The organism is Nonomuraea sp. NPDC003707 (assembly GCF_053587055.1).
In genome coordinates this window covers 40,047-65,439 of record NZ_JBSFNK010000044.1, presented here as the reverse complement: position 1 = coordinate 65,439, position 25,393 = coordinate 40,047, and the positions used below count along the sequence as shown (strand labels likewise).

Genomic DNA, 25,393 nt, shown 5'->3' with positions numbered 1-25,393 from the left:
AGCACGCCGCCGTCCGTGTGACCCGGTCCGGATGGGGAGCGTTAACAAGGGGCATGCGCGCATAAATGCGCGCTACGACATACGTACAGGGATAAAAGAGGATAAATGCGAAACGGCCGTCCACCACGCGTACGTGCGGGCAGACGGCCGGATCGGATGGCGTAACACCCTTCAGGCGGGCAGGACCACCACGTAGCGGTGTGGCTCTTCGCCCTCGGACTCGCTGCGGAGCCCGGCGGCCGCCACCGCGTCGTGCACGATCTTGCGCTCGAAGGGGGTCATCGCGTGCAGCGACCTGGGCTCGCCGCCGTCCTTGACCTCGTTGGCGACCTCGGTGCCCAGCTTGGTCAGCTCGGCCCTGCGCCGCTCGCGGTAGCCCCCGACGTCGAGCATCAGGCGCGAGCGCTCACCGGTCTGCCGGTGCACGGCGAGGCGGGTCAGCTCCTGGAGCGCCTCCAGGACCTCTCCCCCGGGACCGACGAGCTCATTGCCCTTGAGCCCCACGACGGAGACCATGGCGCGGTCGCCCTCGACGTCCATGTCGATGTCGCCGTCGATGTCGGCGATGTCGAGAAGGCCCTCGACGTAGTCGGCAGCGATCTCGCCTTCCTGCTCCAGCGCGTTGAGATCAGGAGCCTTCTCCTGCTCGGCCTCAGTCATGGCCGGCCTCTCCTTCATGTTCAAGACTTCTTGCTGCCGGTGCGCTTGCTGCGGGACTGGCGGCTTGGCTGCTGCCTGACGATCTTAGGCTCCGGCGGGGGCGGAGGAGCCTGCTCTTCGGGCGTGGTCTTGCGAAGCTTGGCGAACAGGCCGGACTTGGCCTCGATGGGGACCGCGTTGCCCTTGGCGTCGAACTGCGGCATCGGGTGCCGGCTGTAGAACCAGTGCTGCTGGCCCAGGGTCCAGAGGTTGGTGGTGACCCAGTAGAGGATCAGGCCCAGGGGGAAGTTCAGGCTGAAGAAGGCGAACAGCGGCGAGATGTACATCAGGATCTTCTGCTGCTGCGCCATGGGGTTGTCCGGCATCTGGGCCATCGAGCGGGTGACGCTCTGCCGGACGGTGAGGAAGGTGGTGAGCGAGCTGATCGCGACGAAGCAACCGATGATGATCTTCTCGCTGACCTGGGCGGCCTCGAAGAACGTGGCAGGAAGCGGGGCACCCAGGATGAGGGCATGCTTGGCGCTGTCGACCAGCTCCTGCGTCATCCCGAACTTCGGCTGGTCCGCTGCGATCGCCCGCAGCACGGTGAACATCGAGATGAAGATCGGGAACTGGGCCACGACAGGGAGACAGCCGCCGAGGGGGTTGGCGCCCGCACCTTGGTACAGCGCCATGACCTCCTGGTTCATGCGCTGCTTGTCGTTCTTGTAGCGCTTGCGGAGCTCCTGGACCTTCGGCGCCAGCTCCTGCATCTTTCGCGACGAGCGCATCTGCTTGAGGAAGAGCGGGAAGATCAGGATCCGCATGCAGATGGTCAGCGTGATGATGGTGAGCGCCCAGGTCAAGCCGCTGTTCGGGTCGAGCACCGTGCTGTATGCCTGGTGGATCCAGGTAATGACTTGGGCGACGGCTGTGTACAGCCAGTTGAGCCAGGACAGCTCCACCGAGCTATCTCCCTTGCGTTTCGTGGGACCGGACCGGGCGTGGGGGCACCGGGTCTATACCTCCGGGATGGAATGGGTGGCACCGCCCGATGCGCCGGACAGTCAGCCAAATGCCGCGCAACGCTCCGTGCGTGGCGATCGCCTCGAGTCCATACGCGCTGCAGGACGGGTAGAAACGGCAGCGTGGACCCAGCATCGGGCTGATGAACGCCCGGTAGAACCGGATCGGGATGATCAGCGCCCGAGCGGCGAGGCTCGGCGTCACCCCTTGCGGCTGCTCCGTCATTTTTGTCCACCCGTCGAGGACTCGCGCCGCCTGAGCAAACGTTCCAGTGCGGAGTCGAGCTCGGCGGCCAGAAGCTCGAATCGCGCGGACGCGGCCGGTGGATTGGCGCGTACCACCAGCAGGCTACCTCGCGGCAGCCGGTCGAGACGGTCCCGCATCAGGTGTCGGAGCCGTCGCTTGACCTTGTTCCGGGTCACGGCGCCGCCTACGGCCTTGCTCACCACGAAACCCACTCGAGGGGACTCTTCCCCCGAAGTGGCGAAATGCACCACCAGAGTCGGACGACCAGCGCGCTTACCGCGCCTGACCGCCGCCTCGAACTCTTCCCCGCGCCGCATGCGGGAGTGACGGGACAGCACTGTATACGCCTAACGCCCGCCGGCATGACGCACCGACGGGCCATATACGCGCGGAACGATCAGGCCGACAGCTTCTCGCGGCCCTTGCGGCGGCGAGCGGCGAGGATGGCGCGACCGGCCCGGGTGCGCATCCGCAGCCGGAAGCCGTGGGTCTTCGCGCGGCGACGGTTGTTCGGCTGGAAAGTACGCTTGCTCACGGGTGGGCTCCAGGCTTGAAGGTGCGCCACAAGGACGCTGTACACACATGGATGGCCTGCCAGGGAAGCGAGGGCACGCGAAATAGCCGTCGCGTGACAAGCCGACCGTCGTACGTTACGGGGGAAGCACCCCTCAGGTCAAACTGGACGGGTTATCCACCTTTCCACAGGCGACTTTTCCACCGCCGCCCCGGCGTCCACAGTATGTGCACCCAGGTGCCACTAGGCTGTGGACAATGCCTTGAACACAGCTGTGCACATAGATACTGTCGGCCCTTTCGAACCTGCTAAAGGGCTGTGCACAACCTGTGGATCTCCTGTGGAGGGCCTGGGCACGAAGCCCGGCCGCCACGTTGTGGACGAACGGGCCGCCGATCACCGCGGGCGGCCGCGCATGTGGATAAACGATCGCGGGGGGCCGCGAGAGGAAGGAGGGGGAGCCGCACCATGAACGGTGTCGACCTCGGCACGGTATGGGCGAGGGCCCTGAGCAACTTCCTCAACGAGAACGTGCCGATCCAGCAGCGTACGTGGCTTGGGATGGTGCGCCCGATCGCGCTGGCGAACGACACGATCGTGCTCGGCGTCCCCAACGACTTCATCAAGGACCTCATCGAGGGCAACAAGTTGCGCCCGCTCGTGGCACACGCTCTGTCACAGGAGCTCGGCCGGACCATGCGGGTGGCCGTGATGATCGACACCACGGCGCCGGAGCAGCTGTCGGTCGACCCTCATCAACAGCCTGTGACTCAGAGTTATCCCCAGAATGTGGAGAGCCAGCCGCTCTACGCACAGCCCGCGCCACCGCAGCACCAGCAGGCTTCGGAGCCTCCGCAGTTCTATTCTCCACAGCCTGAGCCGCCCCAGATATCCACCGAATATCCACAGCCGGGCTTCTCTTTTGAACAGGCGCAGCCGTACACACCGCCTGTGGAAAAGGAGCCGGAGCCGGCTCCGAACCGGTGGGAAGCGAAGAGCAACAAGCCCAGCGAACCGGCCAGGCTCAATCAGAAGTACACATTCGAGACATTCGTCATCGGGGCCAGCAACCGGTTCGCCCACGCGGCGGCCGTGGCGGTCGCCGAATCCCCCGCGAAGGCGTACAACCCGCTCTTCATCTACGGAGACTCGGGGCTGGGGAAGACGCACCTGCTGCACGCGATCGGGCACTATGCACAGAGCCTGTACGACGGCGCGCGAGTCAGGTACGTGAGCTCCGAGGAGTTCACCAACGACTTCATCAACAGCATCCGCGACCACAAGGCCGACGGCTTTCGCGGACGCTACCGGGCGATCGACATCCTGCTTGTGGACGACATCCAGTTCCTGGAGGGCAAGGAGCAGACCCAGGAGGAGTTCTTCCACACCTTCAACACCCTCCACAACGCCAACAAGCAGATCGTCATCTCCAGCGACCGCGCGCCGAAGCAGCTGACCACGCTGGAGGACCGGCTGCGCAACCGGTTCGAGTGGGGCCTGATCACCGACGTCCAGCCGCCGGAGCTGGAGACCCGGATCGCGATCCTCAGGAAGAAGGCCATCCAGGAGGGCCTGGCCGCGCCGCCCGAGGTGCTGGAGTACATCGCCAGCCGCATCTCCACCAACATCCGCGAGCTCGAGGGCGCCCTGATCAGGGTCACCGCGTTCGCCAGCCTCAACCGGCAGGGTGTGGACCTGCAGCTCGCCGAGGTGGTGCTCAAGGATCTGATCACCTCGGAGTCCGACACCGAGATCACCATCGCGGCGATCATGACCGAGACCGCCAACTACTTCGGCATCAGCATCGACGACCTGTGCGGCACCTCACGCAGCCGGGCGCTCGTCAACGCCCGGCAGATCGCCATGTATCTGGCCCGCGAGCTGACCGAGCTGTCGCTGCCCAAAATCGGCCAGCAGTTCGGCCGCGACCACACCACGGTCATGCACGCCGAGCGGAAGATCCGCTCGCTCATCGCCGAGCGCCGGTCGATGTACAACCAGGTCAACGAGCTGACTTTGCGTATCAAGCGGACATCCCGCGGAGCCTGAACTTCATGCACAGCCTGTGGAAAACACTGTGGATCTGCGGAAACGCCGAAACCCGCCGGCTCTTCGCCACACAATGCCCGAAAAAATCCCCCACAGGGCCTGGGGACAAGGTTGGGGACACCCTGGGGAGAACCTGGGGACTACTCGTGGATAACGTGTGGACGTCCTGTGAACAGGCGATCTGGGACTCCAGCCGCGTCCCTTTTACCCCGTGGACAACTTGTGGAAACCTCGTGGATAACCCGTGGATGAAGGCACCAAGATCTGGGGACAGCCTGTGTGCACAGACTCGTCATCCCCAGGCGCGCGAGTTCTCCCCAGGCGTCACCCACACCCCCAGTGGATGAAAACAGGGCTACTGAGCAGCTAGAACGCCGGTTGTCCACAGTTTCCACAGCCCCTAGTGTGATGACCTCTTATCTCTCTAACAAAGAAACTCAAGACCCATAGAGGGGTTCTCCCGGAGCTCAGGTGCGGGAGAGTGAACACTTGAATCAACGACGAACCCAGGAGGCCGATCACCGTGATGTTCCGAATCGAGCGAGACGTTCTCGCTGAGGCGGTGGCATGGACGGCACGCAGCCTCCCGGCGCGCCCGTCGGTGCCCGTGCTCGCAGGCATGCGTCTGGAGGTCACCGAGGGACAGCAGCTAAAGCTGTCCGGCTTCGACTACGAGGTCTCCGCCGAGGTGACGCTCGAACTCCAGACCGGTGAGGCCGGCGTCGTGCTGGTCTCGGGCAAGCTGCTCGCCGAGATCACCCGCGCACTTCCTGCACAGCCTGTGGACTTCGTGGTGGACGGCGCCAAGGCGGTCGTCACCTGCGGCAGCGCTCGATTCACACTGCTGACCATGCCTGTGGAGGACTACCCGTCCCTCCCGGCCATGCCGCCGGCCGCCGGCCGGGTGGGCAGCGACGTGTTCGCCTCCGCCGTCGGCCAGGTCGCCGTCGCCGCCGGTAGGGACGACACCCTGCCGATGCTCACCGGCGTGCGGATGGAGATCGAGGGCGACACCGTGACCCTCGCCGCGACCGACCGCTACCGGCTCGCCGTACGCGAGCTGAAGTGGCAGCCGGGCCAGCCCGACTTCGCCGCCATCGCCATGATCCCCGGCAAGACCCTCGCCGACACGGCCAAGGCGCTCGGCACGACCGGCGCGGAGGTGGAGATCGCGCTCAGCTCCGCCGGAGGCACCGGCGAAGGCATGATCGGCTTCTCCAGCGCCGGACGGCGGACCACCACGCGGCTGCTCGACCCCGAGTTCCCCAAGTACCGGTCGCTGCTGCCCACGGAGTTCTCCGCCCGCGCGGACTTGTCCACAGGGCCGTTCGTCGAGGCCGTCAAGCGCGTCGCCCTGGTCGCCGAGCGCAACACCCCGGTACGGCTGGCGTTCAAGAGCGGCGAGGTCGTGCTCGAGGCGGGCAGCGGCGACGAGGCGCAGGCTGTCGAGGCCCTGCCTGTGGATTACGAGGGCGAGGAGATGAACATCGCCTTCAACCACCAGTTCCTGCTCGAGGGACTGGGGGCCATCGACTCGGATGTTGCGCGACTTCAGATGACCACGTCGACGAAGCCCGCTATCCTCACCGGTGGCAAGCCTGTGGATGACGGAGCCGCTACGGACTACCGTTACCTGATCATGCCCATCCGCCTGTCAGGCTGATCCTGTCATCGGGGATGATGGAAGTCTGACAAGGGGGTAGGACAACATGCAGATCGGCATGGTCGGACTGGGCAAAATGGGCGGCAATATGGCCGAACGCCTGCGCCGCGGAGGTCACGACGTCGTCGGCTACGACCGCGATCCCGCGATCAGCGACGTGGGCAGCCTCAAGGAGCTGGTCGAACGCCTGCAGAAGCCGCGGGCGATCTGGGTCATGGTCCCCGCCGGCAAGCCCACCCAGGCGACGATCGACGATCTCGGTGAGCTGCTCGACCCCGGTGACATCGTCGTCGATGGCGGAAACTCCCACTATGTGGACGACCAGAAGCACGCCGCCGAGCTGGCCGTGAAGGGCATCGGCTTCGTCGACTGCGGCGTGAGCGGCGGCGTCTGGGGCCTCAAGAACGGCTACGCGCTCATGTGCGGCGGCGACCAGGCCAACGTCGACCGGCTCATGCCGATCTTCGAGACGCTCAAGCCCGAGGGCGAGGACGGCTTCGTGCACGCGGGCGAGGTCGGCGCCGGGCACTTCGCGAAGATGGTCCACAACGGCATCGAGTACGGCATGATGCAGGCGTTCGCGGAGGGCTGGGAGCTGCTCGAGGCCTCCGACGTCGTCAAGGACGTCAAGGGCTCGTTCAAGAGCTGGCGCACCGGCACCGTGATCCGCTCCTGGCTGCTCGACCTGATGGTCCGGGCGCTGGACGACGACGAGCACCTCGAGCAGCTCCGAGGTTATGCACAGGACTCCGGGGAGGGCCGGTGGACGGTGCAGGCGGCTGTGGACCACGCGGTGCCGCTGCCGGTCATCACCGCCTCGCTGTACGCCAGGTTCGCCTCGCGGCAGGACGACTCGCCCGCGATGAAGGTGGTCGCGGCGCTGCGCAACCAGTTCGGCGGCCACGCGACCACCTCCGCGGAGGGCAGCACCGAAAAGGGGGCCGACTCCCCCGGCGCCGATGTGATCCCGCCGCGCGAGACCGAGCGTCGGTGACCACAGGCATCCCCGAGGCGCACTAACCTCGTGGGGTGCATGTCGCCCACCTCTCGCTGACCGACTTCAGGTCGTACGCGTCCGTGGAGCTCGGCCTGGAGCCGGGCGTCACGGCGTTCGTGGGGCCCAACGGCCAGGGCAAGACCAACCTGGTCGAGGCCCTGGGCTACGTCGCGACGCACTCCAGTCACCGGGTGTCGAGCGACGCGCCGCTGGTGCGCAAGGGCGCCACGCGGGCGATCGTGCGCTGCGCCGTCCACAGGGATGACCGCCGGGCGCTGGTCGAGCTGGAGCTCAACCCGGGGCGGGCCAACCGCGCCAGACTCAACCGCTCCCCCGTGTCCAGGGCCCGCGACGTCGTCGGCCTGCTGCGTACGGTGCTGTTCGCCCCCGAGGACCTGTCGCTGTCCAAGGGCGACCCGGCCGAGCGGCGCAGATTCCTCGACGACCTCCTGGTGGCCAGGACGCCCAGGTTCGCCGGCGTCCGGGCCGACTACGACCGGGTTCTCAAGCAGCGCGGCGCGCTCCTGCGTACGGCCGCGCAGGCCCGCAGGGGCAGCAGGAGCGCCAGACGGGCCGAGAGCGACAGCGGGTTCACCGCGGCCGGCGCGGGCGACGTGCTGAGCACCCTGGAGGTGTGGGACGCCCACCTCGCCAGGCACGGCGCGGAGCTCCTTCGGGCCCGGCTGGAGCTCGTCGAGGCGCTGCGCCCGCTGGTGGCCGGCGCCTACTCCGCGCTCGCTCCCGGGAGCGACCCCGCGACGCTGGCCTACCGCAGCACGTTGTCCACAGGTGGGGATACGGATGAGGGTGTCTCGGAGGACGAAGCCGCCGGTGAGCGGGGATCTTTCGATACACAGACGTTATCCACAGACTTGGGGAAAACCCTTGAAGAACGGCTGCGGGAGCGGCTATTGGAGGTCCGCACAGCGGAGCTCGAGCGCGGCGTCACGCTCGTCGGCCCCCACCGCGACGACCTGATCCTCGGCCTGGGCGACCTGCCCGCCCGGGGCTACGCCAGCCATGGCGAGTCCTGGTCGTTCGCGCTGGCCCTGCGGCTGGCGGCGTACGACCTGCTGCGGGCCGACGGCGGCGATCCCGTGCTGATCCTCGACGACGTGTTCGCCGAGCTCGACAGCCAGCGCAGGCGGCGGCTGGCCGAGATCGTCGCGCCGGCCGAGCAGGTGCTCATCACCGCCGCCGTGCCGGACGACGTGCCCGCGGAGCTGGTGGGAGGCCGGTTCGACGTCGCAGAAGGGAGCGTGACCCGTGTCCGCTGACGACAACCCCGCGGCCAGGGGAGCCGCGATGGCCAGGGAGAAGCTCGCCCAGGCCAAGGCCGACGCGGCCAAGCGCGGCCAGCTCCCCCGGCGCGAACCCAGGCGCAAGGCGGCGGGGCCGCGCAGGGAGGGCGGCGATCCACAGCTTTTCGGACGTGCCATTGCCGACCTCCTGGCCGACCGCGGCTGGGAGCGCTCGGCGGCGGTCGGCGGGGTGTTCGGGCGCTGGATCGACATCGTGGGTCCTGACCTGGCCGCCCACACCAAGCCCGAGTCGTTCGAGGACGGCGAGGTGCTGATCGCGGCCGACTCCACGGCCTGGGCGACGCAGGTGCGGCTGCTCGCGCGCACCCTCGTCCGCAGGCTCAACGAGGAGCTCGGCGACGGCACCGTCACAAAGGTCAAGGTCAGAGGCCCGCAGAACGGTCCCCGGCCGTCCGGAGGGTTGCGGGTGACCGGAAGCCGGGGCCCTGGCGACACCTACGGATAGCCTCGATCAGCGGTTTTCCGCAGCAGGCACTTTTGCTGCTCCGGTTGGGCCCCAGGGGCGATCAGAAAGCCACAGACGCGATAAGCCCCCTTTCCGAAGGGGGGATGCTTACCAGGGGGCAAAACGAGCTAGGAGCCATCACAGGCGCGTTCCTTGCCACCTTCGGCCGCCGGACCCGGTAGACTGAAGACGGATTCCGGACACGTCCGCTTGCGTGTCACCCCGGCGGTAAGCCGACTTCCCTTGGGTGACCGCGCATCGGGGCACTCACGACGGTGACGGGCACGGTAGGGGCAGCTTTCGCAGGTTGATGGCCTCCCCCGCCGCGTGTCCGCGGCAGGAGGATTTCGCAGTTGTCCTACGACGCTAGCTCTATCACCGTACTCGAGGGGCTTGAGGCGGTTCGCAAGCGCCCGGGTATGTATATCGGCTCCACCGGTGAGCGCGGCCTGCACCACCTCGTCTACGAGATTGTGGACAACTCGGTGGACGAGGCCCTAGCCGGTTACTGCTCCCGGATCGACGTCACGCTCTTGGCCGACAACGGCGTACGCGTGGTCGACGACGGCCGTGGCATCCCCACAGGCTTCATGGAGAAGGAGAACCGCTCGGCGGTCGAGGTCGTGCTGACCACGCTCCACGCGGGCGGCAAGTTCGACAGCCAGTCCTACGCGGTCTCCGGCGGCCTCCACGGCGTCGGCTCGGCCGTCGTCAACGCGCTGTCCACCGCCATGGACGTCGAGGTCAAGCAGAACGGCCACTACTGGCGCCAGCGCTACGAGATGTCCAAGCCTCTCGCGCCGCTGGCCAAGGGCGAGGGCACCGACGAGACCGGCACCACGATCACGTTCTGGCCCGACCCCGACATCTTCGAGACCACCGCCTGGAACTACGAGACGTTCTCGCGCCGTTTCCAGGAGACGGCCTTCCTCAACAAGGGCCTGACGATCACGCTCACCGACGAGCGCCCCGACCACATCAACGGCGAGGTCCACACCGTCACCTACTGCTACGAGGGCGGTCTGACCGACTTCGTCCAGCACCTCAACACCAAGAAGGAGGCGGCGCACGCGTCGATCATCTCCTTCGAGGAGGAGGGCGACGGCATCGCGGTCGAGATCGCCATGCAGTGGAACAACTCCTACTCCGAGTCGGTCTACACCTTCGCCAACATGATCAACACCGCGGAGGGCGGCACCCACGAGGAGGGCTTCCGCGCGGCGCTGACGACGATCGTCAACCGCTACGCGCGCGAGCAGAAGTTCCTCAAGGAGGGCAAGGACGACAACCTCTCCGGCGAGGACGTCCGCGAGGGCTTGACCGCGATCATCTCGGTCAAGCTGGCCGAGCCGCAGTTCGAGGGCCAGACCAAGGCCAAGCTGGGCAACACCGAGGCCAAGTCGTTCGTGCAGAAGGCCTGTAACGACCACCTGCGCGACTGGTTCGAGCGCAACCCCGGCGAGGCCAAGGACATCATCAACAAGTCGCTGCAGGCCTCGCGCGCCCGCATGGCCGCCCGCCAGGCCCGCGACCTGACCAGGCGCAAGTCGCTGCTCGAGTCGGGCAGCGGCCTGCCGGGCAAGCTGGCCGACTGCCAGTGGAACGACCCGGAGAAGTGCGAGCTGTTCATCGTCGAGGGTGACTCGGCCGGCGGCTCGGCCAAGGGTGGCCGCGACTCGCGCTTCCAGGCGATCCTGCCCATCCGCGGCAAGATCCTCAACGTCGAGAAGGCGCGGATCGACAAGGTCCTGAAGAACAACGAGGTCCAGGCGCTGATCACCGCCCTGGGCACCGGTGTGCACGACGAGTTCGACATCGCCAAGCTGCGCTACCACAAGGTCATCCTCATGGCCGACGCCGACGTCGACGGCCAGCACATCAACACGCTGCTGCTGACGCTGCTGTTCCGGTTCATGAGGCCGCTGATCGAGGCCGGCCACGTCTACCTGTCGTGCCCGCCGCTCTACAAGATCAAGTGGGACCGCAAGGGTGAGGACGCCTCCTACGCCTACTCCGACGCCGAGCGCGACGCGGTCATCGCCGAAGGGATCGCCAACGGCAAGGCCGACCCGCGGCCGCGCGACAACGTACAGCGCTTCAAGGGTCTCGGCGAGATGAACGCGGGCCAGCTCTGGGAGACCACGATGAACCCGGAGACCCGGCTGCTGCGCCTGGTCACGCTCGACGACGCGGCGCAGGCCGACGACCTGTTCAGCGTGCTCATGGGCGAGGACGTGGAAGCCCGGCGCGACTTCATCATCCGTAACGCGCGCGACGTCCGCTTCCTCGACGTTTAGTTAGAAAAGGGATCATCACCTGTGACGGACGTGAACACCACTCCCCCGGCTGAGCGCATCGAGCCTGTGGACATCCAGTCCGAGATGCAGCGCAGTTACATGGACTACGCGATGTCGGTCATCGTGTCCAGGGCGCTGCCGGACGTCCGCGACGGTCTCAAGCCCGTGCACCGGCGAGTACTCTACGCGATGTACGACGGTGGCTACCGTCCCGACCGCGGCTACTTCAAGTGCGCCCGCGTCGTCGGTGACGTGATGGGCACCTACCATCCCCACGGCGACACCTCGATCTACGACGCGCTGGTGCGACTGGCGCAGCCGTGGTCGCTGCGATACCCGCTGGTCGACGGGCAGGGCAACTTCGGCTCGCCGGGCAACGACCCGGCGGCGGCGATGCGCTACACCGAGTGCAAGCTCGCGCCCATCGCCATGGAGATGCTGCGCGACATCGACAAGGACACCGTCGACTTCCGCCCCAACTACGACGGCAAGTCGCAGGAGCCCGACGTCCTGCCGGCGCGCTTCCCGCAGCTGCTGGTCAACGGCTCGGGCGGCATCGCCGTCGGCATGGCCACCAACATCCCGCCGCACAACCTGCGCGAGGTCGCCTCGGCGGTCAAGTGGGCCCTGGAGAACCCCGAGGCCGGCGACGAGGAGTTGCTCGAAGCGTCGATCAGGCTGGTCAAGGGGCCCGACTTCCCCACCAAGGCGCTGATCGTCGGGCGGCGGGGCATCGAGGACGCCTACCGCACCGGGCGCGGCTCGATCACCATGCGGGCCGTGGTCGAGGTCGAGGAGGACAAGGGGCGGCAGGCGCTCGTCGTCACGGAGCTGCCGTACCAGGTCAACCCCGACAACCTCGCCCTCAAGATCGCCGAGCTGGTGCGCGAGGGCAAGCTGACCGGCATCGCCGACGTACGCGACGAGAGCTCTTCTCGGGTCGGGCAGCGCCTGGTGATCGTGCTCAAGCGCGACGCGGTCGCCAAGGTCGTGCTCAACAACCTGTACAAGCACACCCAGCTCCAGGACACCTTCGGCGCCAACATGCTGGCCCTGGTCGACGGGGTGCCGCGCACGCTGCGGCTCGACCAGTTCATCCGGCACTACGTCGCGCACCAGATCGAGGTCATCGTCCGCCGGACGCGCTACCTCCTGCGCAAGGCCGAGGAGCGCGCCCACATCCTGCGCGGCCTCCTGAAGGCCCTTGAGCGGCTCGACGACGTCATCGCCCTCATCCGGGCCTCGGAGTCCGCCTCGCACGCCCAGCAGGGCCTCATGGCGCTGCTGGAGATCGACGAGGTGCAGGCGCAGGCCATCCTCGACATGCAGCTGCGCAAGCTGGCCGCCCTGGAGCGGCAGGCCATCCAGGACGAGTACGACTCCCTGATGACGCAGATCGCCGAGTACAACGCGATCCTGGCCAGCGAGGCCCGTCAGCGGGAGATCGTCAACGAGGAGCTCGCCGAGATCGTCGGCCGCTACGGCGACGACCGGCAGACCGAGATCATCGCCTACGACGGCGACATGTCGATCGAGGACCTCATCGCCGAGGACGAGATCGTCGTCACGATCACCCGGGGCGGCTACGCCAAGCGCACGCGTACCGACCTCTACCGGGCGCAGAAGCGCGGCGGCAAGGGCGTGCGCGGCGCCCAGCTGCGCCAGGACGACATCGTCGACCACTTCTTCGTCACCACGACGCATCACTGGTTGCTGTTCTTCACGAACAAGGGCCGGGTGTACCGGGTCAAGGCGTACGAGCTGCCCGACGCCGGACGTGACGCACGTGGCATGCATCTCGCGAACCTTTTGGCGATGCAGCCCGACGAAACAGTTATGGAGGTTCTCGACCTACGCGACTATGACGTCGCCCCCTACCTCGTGCTCGCCACCCGCAGCGGGCTGGTCAAGAAGACCCGCCTGTCCGAGTACGACTCCCCCAGGTCCGGTGGCCTGATCGCGATCAACCTACGGGATGACGACGAGGTCATCGGAGCCCGCCTGGTCTCCGAGCAGGACGACCTGCTGCTGGTCTCCAAGGGAGCCCAGTCGATCAGGTTCACCGCTTCCGACGAGGCGCTGCGGCCCATGGGCCGTGCGACCAGCGGTGTGATCGGCATGAGGTTCCTCGACGGTGACGAACTTCTCGCCATGAATCGACTCGCCGACGGTCAAGATGTGCTTATCGCCACGGAGGGTGGGTACGCAAAACGGACGCCAGTGGAGCAGTATCCAGTTCAAGGACGTGGCGGTAGGGGCGTGCTTACTGCGAAAATCGTGTCTTCCCGTGGCAAGCTGGTCGGTGCCGTCATGGTCAACCCAGAGGACGAGGTCTTCGCGATCACGTTCGCCGGCGGGGTGATCCGGACGAGTGCCGGTGAGATCAAGCAGTCCGGCCGCCAGACCATGGGAGTGCGATTGATGAATCTCGCCGAAGGAGACAGCGTGGTGGCCCTCGCCCGGAACGCGGAGTCGATGGAGACTTCGGTGGAAACTGAGGAAGACGGGGGAGGAGAGTAGTTCATGAGCGCCCAGGGTGGCTCCGCCAGGACAAAGGCGGCTTCGGGTAACGGACAACAGCCGAAGAAGCCCAACGAAACCGAGATCTTCGGCGCGGTCGACGACGGCAAGGACACGTCGCCCGCGCAGGGCAAGCCAGGTCCGCCCAAGGAGGAGTCGCGGTCGACGGCCCCCGCGCCGTCACCCATGCCCACGCCGTCCGCCCCCGGCCCCGGCGGTCCTGGTCCTGGTCATGGCCCCGGTCCGGGTTCCGGTCCTGCTTCCGGCCCGCAGCCTCCGGAGGGCAACGACACGGTCCGCGTCCGTCCGTCGCTCGCCACCGAGGCCCCGCCCGCTCTCGAGCTGCCCAACAAGAAGAAGTCGTCGAACTCCTCGGGGTCCCGGCTCCCCCGCAAGGCTCACCTGGTCCTGCGCCGTGTCGAGCCGTGGTCCGCCATGAAGTTCAGCTTCGTGGTGTCCCTGGTCTGCTTCGTGGTGCTGTTCGTGGCGGTGGCCGTCCTGTACGGCGTGCTGTCGGCCCTGGGCGTGTTCGACTCGCTGGTCGACCTGGTCAACCAGCTCGGCCAGGGGGAGCAGGGGCAGAGCTCCATCCCCATCAACATCGCCTCCTGGTTCGAGCCGGTGCGCATCCTCGGCTACACGGCACTGATCGGCGCCGTGAACGTCGTACTGATCACCGCGCTGTCCACGTTGGGGGCGGTCATCTACAACATCGCCTCTGACCTGGTCGGAGGCGTCGAGGTGACCTTCAGCGAGGCCGAGTAGTCGTGGCGCTCGCGCCGGCCCCGTGGGCGGGGACGGCGCGAGCAGCACGCTGGAGGCGGTAAGCTTTTCCTCGTCCGAACAACCGGTTCGCCTCCGTCCTGCGGATGCGATAACGTTCGGTGTGCGCGGGGCTATAGCTCAGACGGTTAGAGCGCTTCCCTGATAAGGAAGAGGTCCCAGGTTCAAGTCCTGGTAGCCCCACAGAGTTTCACCAGTTCAGAGGCTAGATCCCAAGATTGTGGATCTGGCCTCTTGATCGTTTGGCCGTCATTTGACGGCGGCGGGGTGATGCTGTGTTCAAGTAGAATCTCCGGTCCTTCCGAGGATCTTGAGCGGTGTCCTGCAGATGGGCCTTCAGCCCAGTCGAGAGTCTCTTGCCGCCGATGCCCGCGCCGACCCGCCCTCCAGGTCGAGAAGCAGGGCCTTCAGGTCTCGCGCGCCTCGGCCTCGATCGGCTGCGCAGCGCGTTCTCAGTGTGCGGGTCCCAGCACGGCGAGCTGTCCGCGCGGACCGGTCTGACAAGCGGCTGATCAGCTCGCCGCGAACATCTGTGCCGCCAGGCGCCGCGAGTTGTCGATGGCCGCGAAACCACGCGGCAGCATGATTGCCTGGTAAGCCGCAACCGCTTCGACCAAAGATTTCCCGCCTCGTGCGGCGGAAAGGATTTCATCCGCCAGCGTGGCGGCGTCGGCCAGCGCGGTGTTCGCTCCGGCCCCCGCAGTGGGCGGCATGGTGTGGACCGCGTCGCCGAGCAGGGTGACCGGGCCCGGCGCCCACGCCGGTATCCGTTCGCTGATCCGGAACGTGATGGGGAAAAACGATTCGGTGTCGGCGCGGGCGTAGATTTCGCGAATAGCCGGATGCCAGTCGGCGACGGTGTCCGTCGAGAGTTTCCACAGTTCTTCCGACGACATGTGGAACAGCCTCTCGTCCGTGACGCCGAGATGATCCGGGGTCGCGACGAGGGTGACCATCAGGTAGTCCTGCGGCCCGTCCACGGGGGTGCGGAACCGGACGGTACCAAACCCGGCGCCGCACGTGCTGCCGCCCGAAACCCAGCACAGACCACGCTCGAATTCCTCGGGAGACAACGATCCGGTGAGGGGCATCCGGCCGTACAGACACCGCAGACCGAAGTCGCGCACCACCGCTCCGGGGAGCAACAGGCGCCGAATGGCTGACCCGACGCCGTCCGCGCCGACCAGCAGATTCCCCTCGTCGCTGCCGCCTTCGGCGAACTCGACCCGCACCCGTCCCGAGCCGGTCACCTGATAGCCGGACACCGTGCGCCCGAACCGGACGACGTCCTCGAGGCCGGTGAGCAGGCCCTGGCGGAAGGTGTTGCGGTCGACGGCGGTGAGCTGGTCGGCGGGAATGTCGGGGAAGTGCTGTGTGAACACCTGCCTCAGCCCGGTGGTGAAGGTCGTCACCAGATCGCCGTTGCGGCCGCTGGTGCGGCGCAACACTGCCAGTACGTCCGGCGGGACGCAGTCGGCCAGTGCCGCGTTGCCGGTCGGGTCGAGGTGGATCCGGTAGCCCTGGTTCCGGGTGCGGGGTGTCGGGTCCTGCTCGTAGACGACGACATCGAGCCCGGCATGGTGCAGCGCCTGCGCGAGCGCCAGGCCGCCGACACCGCCACCGGCGATGAGAATCCTTGTGCTTTCCGGCATTTCACTCCCCTTGTTGGCTGCGATGCCCCAATGGTGCGCCTGGGGAGCAACGCTGTCAAGCGTTCATTTGATACGTTCAAACAGATGATTGATAGAACCAGGTGAAGATATGATCGTGTGCATGTCCGCGTCGAAACCCCGAAGGTCCCCCAAGCCGCAGGAGCGGCAGCGCGATCCCGAACGCACCCGCGCGCTGATCCTGGACGCCGCGATGGCCGAGTTCGGCGCGCATGGTTACGCGGGCGCCCGGATCAGCGCGATCGCCGCCCGCGCCGGAGTGAACGTGCAGCTGATCTCGTACTACTTCGACGGTAAAGAGGGCCTGTACCAAGCCATTTCGCGGCAGTGGCAGCAACGACAGGCCACGCTGGCGCCCGCGGGCACGCCGTTGCCGGAGCAGCTACGCCGCTATGCGCTGGAGGCGTTGCGCAACCCGGACGGGGTCCGCCTGCTGGCCTGGAACGGGCTCGAATACACCGGATCCGACGCGCACCCGTCGACCGGCATGTTCGCCGAAACCATCGACGAGCTGCGGAAACGGCAAGAAGCCGGTGAACTGCCCGCCGATCTCGATCCGGCCTGCCTGGTCGTCATGCTGATGGCGATGACCATGGCGCCCACCACACTGCCGCATATCATCGAGGGCACCTGCGGCGTCGACCCGCGCTCGTCCGAATTCCTCGACCGGTTCGCCGGCCAGGTAGCCATCCTGGCCAGGCACCTCGGGCTCGGCTGAGTAGTACCACAACTCGCCTTCAGAACCGCCTCGACCTGCTCATCCAGCGCCTTGCCACCTGCGAGACCTGGCTCTTGGAGATGTGCTTGATGCCCGGCTGCTCCACCAGCTTGTCCACCCGCCGGGTCGCGACCACGCTGATCAGCGCCTGCTCGGCCCGCCGCCGACGTTCCGGCAGCCAGTCGGGGAAGTAGGAGCCGGACCGGAGCTTGGGGATGGCCGGCTTGGCCTGGCCGGCGGGCCGACGATCCTGCCGCTCGCTTACGGCCGCAACCTGCTGCTCGGGCTCGCCGCCCTCGTTCCCCGCCTCCGGATCGGCGCGGCCCGTGTACTGGCCAGGCGCCGCCGGCTATGTCAGTAAGGCGGTGTGGCAGCGGACCCGGAGGGGCGCCCTGACACCGTCCGGCGGCCACAGCGCGGAGGCGTGCGCGTGGATCAGGTCGTGGAGCCGGTACAGGCCCGGGGCCGGCTCCTGCAGGAGGTGGGCGTTCAGGAGGTGGTCCAGGAGCCGGATCGCCTGGGTGGTGGTCGTGTTCAGCAGGGCAGCGGCGGTGTCGAGGTCGAAGGCGGGGTGGAGGGCCGAGCCCAGGAGCCGGTAGGCCTCTTGCTGGTCGGTGGGCAGGCGTTCGTAGGAGCGGTCGAAGGCGGCGGTGACGCTTTGGTGGCCGGCTGTCAGTTCGGTGAGGCGGTCGGCGGCCAGGCGGTCGAGCAGATGGTGGGCGTTCCAGGCGGGGTGGGCCTGGAGGCAGGCGGCGGCGATGCGGATGGCCAGGGGGAGGAGGCCGCAGCGGCGTACGATCTCGGCCAGGACGTCCGGAGGCGTGTCCCCGTCGCATCCGGCGGTGCGGGTGAACAGAGTGATCGCCTCTGCCGGAGGCAGGGCGTCCAGGGACAGGATGCGGGCGTTGCCCGGGCAGGTCAGGCGGTGGCGGCTGGTGACGATCACCTGGCAGCCGGGGGTGGCGGGCAGGAGCGGGTGGAGCTGGTGCTCGTCGGCGGCGTCGTCCAGGACGATCAGGAGCCTGCGGCCGGCCAGGACGCTGCGGTACAGCGCGGCGCGGTCGTCCAGGTGCCACGGGATGTGTTCCGCCGGGACGCCCATGGTGCGGAGTATGCGGGCGAGGGCGGCGCCCGGTTCGACCGGTGCCGTCGCCTGGGCGTGGCCGTGCAGGTCCACGAAGAGCTGCCCGTCGGGGAAGCGAGGGGCGAGGCGGTGGGCGGCGTGTACGGCCAGCACCGTCTTGCCCGTCCCGGCCATGCCGTTGACGAAGACGACGGCCTCGTTCAGCTCAGGCATGGTGGTGGTGTGGTCCTCCACGATCGAGAGTTCGCGTTCCCGGACGCCCGGCGCGGCGACGTCGGCGGGCAGCTGCCGGGGGATGGTCCACGGCCTCGGGTCGGTCACAGACGGGTCAGCCGGGGCTGTGGTGGGGCGGCCACGGGCGACCGCGTTCAGGGTCGCCCGTTCCGCACCGTCCAGCTCCAGCGCCTTCGCCAGCTGCAGAACCGAGGTGGTCCGCGGCTGCAACAGCCCGTCGTTCTCCAGCCGACGCACCGTCCTGACATTCAGACCCGCCCGTTCGGCGAGTTGCTCCTGCGTCATCAGCGCCCTCCTGCGCCACATGCGTAGCAGCGCCCCCAATGACATCCCGACACCCCCGTCTTCTTCGTCGGTCCTGCCCCCGCGAACAACCACGACCATCGAAACCGCGTCCCGGCTGTTCAGGCCACTGGTCGGACGGCATTGGACGGAATCGGACGGGGCGGATGAATCCGGCTATCCGCGCAAACGTGATTGAGGGCGTGCGGGCGATTGGCCAGAATGAGCGCCATGGGCGAGCGAGGCGGGGGCGGCCGATCCCACGATGTGTGCCCTTACCAAGGTCTGGTGCCGTTCGAGGACACGAAGGCCGAACTGTTCTTCGGGCGTACGCGGGCGACCCGCAGCCTCCTGGATCGCCTGGGGAGGCGGCTGGCGCGGCACGGATCCATCCTGCTGGTCTCGGGCGCCTCGGGGGTGGGCAAGTCGTCGCTGCTGCGGGCGGGGCTGATGCCGGCGCTGGCGGAGGGGATGCTGCCGCTGGCCGGGTCGCAGGACTGGCCGCGCCTGCTGGTGACGCCGAGCGCGAAGCCGTTCGGCGCGCTCGCCGGGGTGTGGGTGGGGGAGTTCGGCGGGCTGGTCGAGACCGTGGCCGAGCGATTACGGGAGGATCCGGGGGAGGTCGTCGCGGGAACCGGGCGGTTCGTGCTGGTGGTCGACCAGTTCGAGGAGCTGTTCACCCTGGTGGGCGACGAGCGGGAGCGACAGGCGTTCGTACGGGCCCTGCACGCCCTGGCCGAGGGCGCGGACGGCGGCGGGGTGATCGTCGGGGTGCGCGCCGACTACTGGGACCGGTGCGCCGCCTACCCGCAGTTCGCCGAGGCGATCCAGGACGGTCAGGTCATCGTCGAGCCGATGGCGGAGCCGGACCTGCGGCTGGCCATCACCGGCCCCGCGGCCGCGGCGGGCCTGGAGCTCGAACAGGGGCTGGTGGAGATCATCCTGGCGGAGCTGCGCGCCGGCGACCGGTACGAGGCCGGCGCCCTGCCCCTGCTCTCCCAGGCCCTGCGCAACACCTGGGAGCGGCGCGAGAAGGACACCCTGACAGTCCGGGGGTACGAGGACTCCGGCCGGGTACGCGACTCCGTACGACGTACGGCCGACGAGGCCCTCGACGGGTTGCGGCCGGACGATCGCAAGGCCGCGCTCAGGTTCTTCCGGCGGATGACGACGATCACCGCGGGCGGCCGGGTGGCGCGGCGCCGGGCGACGCTGGCCGAGCTGCACGCCGCCGCGTCGGCGCGTTCGGTGGAGGACCTGGAGCGGACGGCGGCGCTGCTGTCCGCGTTCGCCGACCGGCGCCTGCTCACCCTGCACGAGGACAGCGCCGAGATCGCCCACGACGCGCTCCTGACGGCCTGGCCCACCCTGCGGCAGTGGCTCGAACCGGACCTCGCCGCGCAGACGGTGTACGACGGGCTCCTGGAGGCCGCCGCCCAGTGGGCGGAGAACCACCGCGACCCGGCTTTTCTCTACCGGGGGCCCCGGCTGCTGGCGGTCCAGGACAGCCGGCCCCGCTGGGAGCGCGACCCCGACAGCTTCCCCCCGCCCGGCGCCACCGTGGAGAGCTTCGTCGCGGCCTCCACGCGGGAGGCGCGGCGGGTGACCCGGCGCCGCCGGCTCGTCATGTCGGGTCTGGCAACGCTGTCGGTCCTCGCCCTCGCCGCGGCCGGCACCGCCGTCAACGCGGCGGCCGACGCGAACTGGCAACGCGGTCTGGCCAGCTCCCGCCAGCTGGCGGCGCAGAGCGAGGTCACCGGCGACACCGCCCTGGCCTCGATGCTCGCCGTGGCGGCGTGGCGGATCGCGCACACCAACGAGGCCAGGAACCGGGTGCTGACCGCGGCGACCCGTACCGGCAGGGGGACGCTCACCGGGCACCAGCGGGGCGTCACGGCGGTGGCGTTCACTCCCGACGGCGCGACCATCGCGACGGGGGGCGACGACGGGACGGCGCGGTTGTGGGACACGGCGACGCGGCGGCAGCTCGGCGCGCCGATCACCCGGGCGAAGTACGACTGTTCGAGCGTGCGGCTGGCTTTCAGCCCCGACGGCCGGACGCTGGCCACGGCGTGCCTCGACAGCGTCCGGTTCTACGACGTGGTCACCCGTCGCGAGCTGGGCGCCCAGGTGAAGGCCGAGGAGGTCGTGACGGCGCTCGCGTTCAACCCGGACGGGAGAACGCTGGCGACCGGCGACAGCAAAGGCGTGGTCCAGCAGTGGGACGTGGCCACGCGCCTCCCGCACGGGGCTCCCATGGGCCGTCCGGACGAGGGGCACGCCATCCACGGGGTGACGTACAGCAGGGACGGGAAGATCCTGGTCACCGCCGGGGAGGACAAGACCGCGCGGCTCTGGGACACCGCCACGTCCGGCCAGCTCGGCGCCCCCTTCACGGGGCACACCCAGGCCCTCGGCGACGTGGCGCTCAGCCCGGACGGGTCAACCCTGGCAACCGTGAGCTGGGACCGTACCGGCCGGGTGTGGGACGTGGCCACGCGCAAGCAGAAGGGGATGCTCAAGGACCGCACGGCCGGTTACTACTCGGTCGCCTTCAGCCCGGACGGCACGCGGATCGCGACCGGCGGGGACAGCGGCCGCACCGTGGTGTGGGACATGGCCAGCCGGCAGCAGCTGTTCGCGCTCTGGGACAACTATGCCAGCGTCGACGACATCGCGTTCAGCCCGGACGGGAGTGTGCTGGCCGCCGCCAGCAATGACGGCGTGGTCCGGCTGGCCGACCCGCAGGTCCTCCAGCAGAAGGGGACCCGCGTGCCGGCGCAGGGGGCCGTCGCGCTGAGCCCGGACGGGCGGATTCTGGCCACCGGCGTCGCCGACGAGAAGAGCCCCGACCTCCAGCTGTGGGACGCGGCCACCCAGCGTCCTCTCGGCCCGCCGCTGCATCCCGAGGGCGCCCGCCGCGTGGCGGCGTACCGGGTGGAGTTCACTCCCGACGGGCGGACACTCCTGTCGGAGGGCTCGGACGGGATACGGCTCTGGGACGTCGCGAGCCGCCGCGAGGTCGCGCACGAGAAGTCGCTTCACTGGGCCAGGATCAGCTCCGACGGCAGGTTCGTCGCCGCCCAGCGGGACAAGTCCATCGTGTTCTGGGACATCGCGAGCCGCAGGGACACCGGAGCGCGCATCACCGTACGCGACGGCACCGACGTCATCACGGCGATGACGATCAGCCCCGACGGCACGATCGTGGCGACCGCGGGCTTCGACAACCGGATCCGGTTCTTCGACGTCGCCACCGGCCGGGAGCTGCCCGGCCCGACGTTCACGGCTCACGGCGGATTCGTCAACGACCTGGCCTTCAGTCCCGACGGGCAGCGGCTGGCCGTCACGGCCTACGACAACAGCGTGCGCCTGTGGGACGTGCCGCACCGCCGTGCGGTCGGCATCGGCCTGATCGCCGAGGAGGGCATGACGACCTCGCTCGCCTTCGGCCCCGACGGGAAGGTCCTCGCCACCGGCCTCACCAACGGTGAGGTGCAACTGTGGGACCTGCTGACCTACCGGCGGCTCGGCCCCGCGATGAAAGGTCACACCAAGGGCGTGACCGACCTCGTCTACAGCGACGACGGGACGACGGTCGCCACGGCCTCGGGAGACAGGACCGCGCGGCTGTGGAACGTCCGCACACCCCCCGACCTGGTGGCCGCGGCGTGCGCCAACGCGGGCCGCTCCCTCACCCGAGAGGAGTGGGAGAATCTCGTGCCCCAGGAGGAGTACCGCCAGACGTGCGCGTGACCCTGGACCCGACCACGGAGAGAACAAGGATGTTCCTGCGAGGCTTACGGCGGCGGACAGGCAGGCCCGTCCCGGAACTGGTCGCGTTGTTCCGTTCGATCGTCGAGGGCGGCCGCGACTTCCACCCGATCGCGTCCGACTTCCTGGAGCACTTCATGGACGGCGCGGGCGCGTCGAGGACGATGTCACTGCGGTGGCTGCGCTCGTTCAAGGTGATCAAGAAGGCCGAGCGCAAGAATCAGCGCCGGTTCGAACGGCAGCTCGCCCGCACGGCGCGGCAGCTGCGGGAGGGGGAGTCGAGCTGGTTGCACGACTACTGGGACGCGCGGATCAACGCCTTCATCGGTACGGAGCTGTTCTACGTCAGCAGGATGAGCCTGCTGCGCTCGCAGGGGTCGTTCGTGCTGACCAGGGACGGACCGGAGGTACGCGTGTCCGGCACGGTTCGCCACCGCTGGTTCGACCCCTACGACTGGGACCGCGGCCGCTGGGTGTACATCCCCCGGCACGGGTTCGTGCCCATCGCGGTCGGCCGTGACCTGGTGGAGGCCGACGAGGCCCGCAACTTCCTGATGGAGTCGCGCCACGTGCAGACGCTGGAGGGCCGGTGCCTGGAGGGCCGGTGGCCGCGGCGCGGCAGGGACGAGTTCGGCTGGGCGCTGGTGCGGGCGGGAGAGGGATGATCGAGGAGCGTCCCCGTCCGCCCGATCCCGCCGAGGCGGGCAGCACGGCCGACTTCGTCCGGTCGCTGGCCCTGCTCAAGCAGTGGGCGGGCGAGCCGTCCCTGAGCAAGCTGCGTTCGCTCGGCGGCCAGACGACGGCCACGGACGGCGCCACGGTCGACGCGTTGCCGAAGAGCACGGTCTCGCACGTCCTGCGGCAGGCCGACCGGCTGCCGCGGTGGGATTTCGTCCGGGCCTTCGTCACCGCCTGCCTCCACTACTGCGACTACCCGGCCGAGCTGATCCCCGGCGAGCTCGAACGCTGGCGGGCGGCCAGGACGGCCCTGGCGAAACCGTCCGCCCCCGTCCCCGAGCCGCCGGCGACGCCGGCCGTCTCCACGCCCGATCCCGCCGTCGAGCTGCTGACCCGCCGCGTGGTCCGCGAGGAGGACAGGGCGCGCAAGGGGCTGCTCGGCGGCTACAACCTCGCGGCGCTCTCCTTCAGCCTGTACGGCGACACCGGCGAGACCGAGTGCGACCTGCACACGATCGGCCGGTTCTTCGGCGACCTGGGCCTGCGGCGCCTGCTGGTCGTGGGCGAGTCGGGGGCTGGCAAGACGGTGCTGGCGATCGAGCTGGTGCTGCAACTGCTGGAGCCCGTGCTCGCCGCCGGCGGCCGGCTCGACCAGGGGCAACTGGTGCCGGTACGGCTGAGCGCGGCCCGCTGGACCCTCGGCAGGCCGTTCGAGGCCTGGCTGGCCGAGCAACTGGCGCAGGACTTCGGGCTCGCGGCCAGGGACGCGCAACGGCTGGTACGCGATCGCCGGGTGCTGCCGGTGGTGGACGGGCTGGACGAGCTGGACCCCGAGCCGGCGTGGGGCCCGCCGCGCCGGGCGATCGGGCTGCTGGCCGAGCTCAACCGCTACAGCGACCTGTCCGGCCGGCGACCGGGCGCGGTCGTCGTGACCTGCCGCGCCGACCGTCACGCCGAACTGCGCGAGGCCGGGGCCGGGCTCGACAACGCCGCCAGGATCCACCTGCACAACCTGACCGTCCAGCAGATCGGCGCGTACCTGCGCACCCGCTGGCCGGACGGGCACCCCTACGGCGCGCACCGCGAGGCCATCCACGGGGCGCTGTCCGGGCCGGCGGGCAAGGCCGTGCACGCCGCTCTCGCCACGCCCTGGCGGCTGGTGCTGACCGTGACCGCCGTGGAGTCCGGCGCCGATCCCGCCGGGCTGCTCCGCGTGGATCCGGGGCTCGACACCGGTGAAGGGGTGGCGCGGATCGTCAGGAGGCTGCTGGAGGCGTACGTGCCGGCGGCGACCGTGCTGACACCCCGTACCGCTTACGGGGCTCCGTACCAGGCGGAACAGGTGCGGTCGTGGCTCGTGCACCTGGCCGCCCACCTGCGCTGGCAGGCCGCCCGGGGCGCCGAGGTGGACCGGCCGCCGCCTGGCCTGACGGCGATCGACATCGTTCCGCACCTGCTGTGGCCGATCGGCGGCAGGCGGCGGATCTGGGCGCTGCACTGCCTGGTCTGCGCGCTCTTCGCGGTCGTCGCGATGCTGGCGTACTGGACGGGGTCGGCGGCTGACGATGCTGGAGCCGGCCCTGAGCGGCTGCTCACCCTGACGCTCATGGCGGGCTGGGTGGCGATCGCCACCGGCCTGTCGTTGTCGCCCTGGCCGGCCGCCGCCGGTGGGCGCAGCGAGGTCCCCCGCCGGCGGCGCGTGATCGGCGGCCTGCTGGGCGCCCTGGCGGGCACGCCCGTCGGGGTGCTCGGCGGCCTTGCCGGACTCGTGCTGACCGGGGGCAAGGTCTTCGGGCCCGTCTTCGCCGTCGCCGCGGGCGGCACCGGAGGGCTGGTGCTGGGCGCGGTCATCGGGCTGACCGCGGCAGGACAGCGGGGCGCCGAGCGGATGACCGTCACCGAGGTGCTCCACGCCGAGCCCGTCACGCTGCTGGGCTTCGGGTTGTGCGGAGCGATCATCGGGCTGGTGCCGCTGCGGCTGGCCCACGCCGGCCCGCTGCCGCTGGCCGTGGGGCTCGCCGGGACCTTCGCCCTCGCCTTCACGCTGGGGGTCGTCTTCAAGATCGCTACCGGGGGCTGGAGCAGGGATGCCGAGCTGGCCCACCCGCGGGAGGCACTGCACCGCAACCCGACGATCGGGCTGGCCTTCGGCCTCACCGGTGGTGTCGGCGCCTTCCTGGTGTTCGTCATGAACACCGGCGTCGTGGAGTCGCTGGTGTGCGCGCTCGTCGGCGGCGTGACCTTCGGGCTGTCCTTCGGGGCGATCGCCTGGGCCCGTACGATGATCGGGCTGGTCGTCGCGGCCATGCGCGGCCTGCTGCCGCTGCGGTTGTGGGCCTTTCTCGACTGGGCCTGCGAGGCCCGGCTGCTGCGGGTCAGCGGCGCCACGTACCAGTTCCGGCACCGGGAGCTCCAGGACTTCCTGACCCCCTCAGACGGTGACCGGTGAGCT

19 protein-coding genes, 1 tRNA gene and 1 pseudogene are annotated in these 25,393 nt (G+C 69.0%); 13 read left to right on the top strand and 8 right to left on the bottom strand.

The window, feature by feature from the left end; genetic code table 11:
• Positions 1 to 171: 171 nt before the first annotated feature.
• The 5 genes from ACWDRB_RS57955 to rpmH all read right to left on the bottom strand — a co-directional run bounded on the left by ACWDRB_RS57955 (position 172) and on the right by rpmH (position 2,446).
• On the bottom strand, positions 172 to 660 hold the full coding sequence (locus tag ACWDRB_RS57955; RefSeq protein ID WP_192789032.1) for a Jag family protein: 489 nt from the start codon (positions 658 to 660) through the stop codon (positions 172 to 174).
• Between the two features lie 20 nt (positions 661 to 680).
• Positions 681 to 1,604: a membrane protein insertase YidC gene (gene yidC, locus ACWDRB_RS57950; RefSeq protein WP_449909940.1), complete on the bottom strand. Its 924-nt coding sequence runs from the start codon at positions 1,602 to 1,604 to the stop codon at positions 681 to 683.
• 4 nt (positions 1,605 to 1,608) lie between these two features.
• Complete coding sequence (gene yidD, locus ACWDRB_RS57945; RefSeq protein ID WP_319718238.1) at positions 1,609 to 1,890, bottom strand: membrane protein insertion efficiency factor YidD; 282 nt, start codon at positions 1,888 to 1,890, stop codon at positions 1,609 to 1,611.
• Complete coding sequence (gene rnpA, locus ACWDRB_RS57940; RefSeq protein ID WP_221520410.1) at positions 1,887 to 2,228, bottom strand: ribonuclease P protein component; 342 nt, start codon at positions 2,226 to 2,228, stop codon at positions 1,887 to 1,889. The genes yidD and rnpA overlap by 4 nt, the downstream gene beginning before the upstream one ends.
• Positions 2,229 to 2,308: 80 nt before the next feature.
• Positions 2,309 to 2,446, bottom strand: coding sequence for a 50S ribosomal protein L34 (rpmH, locus tag ACWDRB_RS57935; RefSeq protein WP_043614899.1), 138 nt, complete (start codon positions 2,444 to 2,446; stop codon positions 2,309 to 2,311).
• 447 nt (positions 2,447 to 2,893) lie between these two features.
• Here rpmH and dnaA point away from each other — a divergent pair, with 447 nt between their 5' ends.
• From dnaA to ACWDRB_RS57890, 9 genes are all read left to right on the top strand, one after another.
• Positions 2,894 to 4,474 carry a chromosomal replication initiator protein DnaA gene (gene dnaA, locus ACWDRB_RS57930; protein WP_449909937.1) on the top strand — a complete coding sequence of 527 codons (1,581 nt, stop codon included), beginning with the start codon at positions 2,894 to 2,896 and terminating at the stop codon, positions 4,472 to 4,474.
• Between the two features lie 523 nt (positions 4,475 to 4,997).
• Entirely contained in the window at positions 4,998 to 6,137 is a 1,140-nt protein-coding gene (dnaN, locus tag ACWDRB_RS57925; protein WP_355192871.1) for a DNA polymerase III subunit beta, read from the top strand.
• A gap of 46 nt (positions 6,138 to 6,183) precedes the next feature.
• Positions 6,184 to 7,131, top strand: coding sequence for a phosphogluconate dehydrogenase (NAD(+)-dependent, decarboxylating) (gene gnd, locus ACWDRB_RS57920; RefSeq protein WP_449909936.1), 948 nt, complete (start codon positions 6,184 to 6,186; stop codon positions 7,129 to 7,131).
• Positions 7,132 to 7,166: 35 nt separating this feature from the next.
• Complete coding sequence (gene recF, locus ACWDRB_RS57915) at positions 7,167 to 8,411, top strand: DNA replication/repair protein RecF (RefSeq protein ID WP_355192867.1); 1,245 nt, start codon at positions 7,167 to 7,169, stop codon at positions 8,409 to 8,411.
• Positions 8,401 to 8,901, top strand: coding sequence for a DUF721 domain-containing protein (locus ACWDRB_RS57910; protein ID WP_350724236.1), 501 nt, complete (start codon positions 8,401 to 8,403; stop codon positions 8,899 to 8,901). Before recF ends, ACWDRB_RS57910 begins: the two co-directional genes overlap by 11 nt.
• A gap of 353 nt (positions 8,902 to 9,254) precedes the next feature.
• Positions 9,255 to 11,198, top strand: a complete 1,944-nt coding sequence (gene gyrB, locus ACWDRB_RS57905; RefSeq protein WP_449909933.1) for a DNA topoisomerase (ATP-hydrolyzing) subunit B — start codon at positions 9,255 to 9,257, stop codon at positions 11,196 to 11,198.
• Between the two features lie 21 nt (positions 11,199 to 11,219).
• Positions 11,220 to 13,718 (top strand): DNA gyrase subunit A, encoded by a 2,499-nt coding sequence (gyrA, locus tag ACWDRB_RS57900; RefSeq protein WP_449909931.1) that lies wholly within the window; start codon positions 11,220 to 11,222, stop codon positions 13,716 to 13,718.
• Positions 13,719 to 13,721: 3 nt separating this feature from the next.
• Entirely contained in the window at positions 13,722 to 14,483 is a 762-nt protein-coding gene (locus ACWDRB_RS57895) for a DUF3566 domain-containing protein (protein ID WP_449909929.1), read from the top strand.
• 127 nt (positions 14,484 to 14,610) lie between these two features.
• Positions 14,611 to 14,684: transfer RNA gene (locus ACWDRB_RS57890), tRNA-Ile, on the top strand.
• A gap of 329 nt (positions 14,685 to 15,013) precedes the next feature.
• On the opposite strand, the gene ACWDRB_RS57885 is transcribed toward ACWDRB_RS57890, so the two are convergent.
• The gene (locus ACWDRB_RS57885; protein ID WP_449909927.1) at positions 15,014 to 16,153 is read right to left on the bottom strand and encodes an FAD-dependent oxidoreductase; all 1,140 of its coding nucleotides are present in this window, start codon (positions 16,151 to 16,153) and stop codon (positions 15,014 to 15,016) included.
• Positions 16,154 to 16,274: 121 nt separating this feature from the next.
• Between ACWDRB_RS57885 and ACWDRB_RS57880 the strand changes: the two genes are divergently transcribed.
• Entirely contained in the window at positions 16,275 to 16,889 is a 615-nt protein-coding gene (locus tag ACWDRB_RS57880; protein ID WP_449909925.1) for a TetR/AcrR family transcriptional regulator, read from the top strand.
• A gap of 26 nt (positions 16,890 to 16,915) precedes the next feature.
• Here ACWDRB_RS57880 and ACWDRB_RS57875 read toward each other — a convergent pair.
• Both ACWDRB_RS57875 and ACWDRB_RS57870 read right to left on the bottom strand, forming a co-directional pair.
• Positions 16,916 to 17,127 (bottom strand): annotated as a pseudogene (locus tag ACWDRB_RS57875) (transposase); the annotation flags it as partial.
• A 111-nt stretch (positions 17,128 to 17,238) separates the two neighbouring features.
• Complete coding sequence (locus ACWDRB_RS57870; RefSeq protein WP_449909923.1) at positions 17,239 to 18,537, bottom strand: NB-ARC domain-containing protein; 1,299 nt, start codon at positions 18,535 to 18,537, stop codon at positions 17,239 to 17,241.
• Between the two features lie 174 nt (positions 18,538 to 18,711).
• On the opposite strand from ACWDRB_RS57870, the gene ACWDRB_RS57865 reads away from it, so the two are divergent.
• The 3 genes from ACWDRB_RS57865 to ACWDRB_RS57855 are packed head-to-tail and all read left to right on the top strand — an operon-like array spanning position 18,712 to position 25,390.
• The gene (locus tag ACWDRB_RS57865; protein ID WP_449909921.1) at positions 18,712 to 22,245 is read left to right on the top strand and encodes an nSTAND1 domain-containing NTPase; all 3,534 of its coding nucleotides are present in this window, start codon (positions 18,712 to 18,714) and stop codon (positions 22,243 to 22,245) included.
• A gap of 29 nt (positions 22,246 to 22,274) precedes the next feature.
• On the top strand, positions 22,275 to 22,928 hold the full coding sequence (locus ACWDRB_RS57860; protein ID WP_449909920.1) for a hypothetical protein: 654 nt from the start codon (positions 22,275 to 22,277) through the stop codon (positions 22,926 to 22,928).
• Positions 22,925 to 25,390, top strand: coding sequence for an NACHT domain-containing protein (locus tag ACWDRB_RS57855; RefSeq protein ID WP_449909918.1), 2,466 nt, complete (start codon positions 22,925 to 22,927; stop codon positions 25,388 to 25,390). The genes ACWDRB_RS57860 and ACWDRB_RS57855 overlap by 4 nt, the downstream gene beginning before the upstream one ends.
• The last annotated feature ends 3 nt before the right edge of the window (positions 25,391 to 25,393 follow it).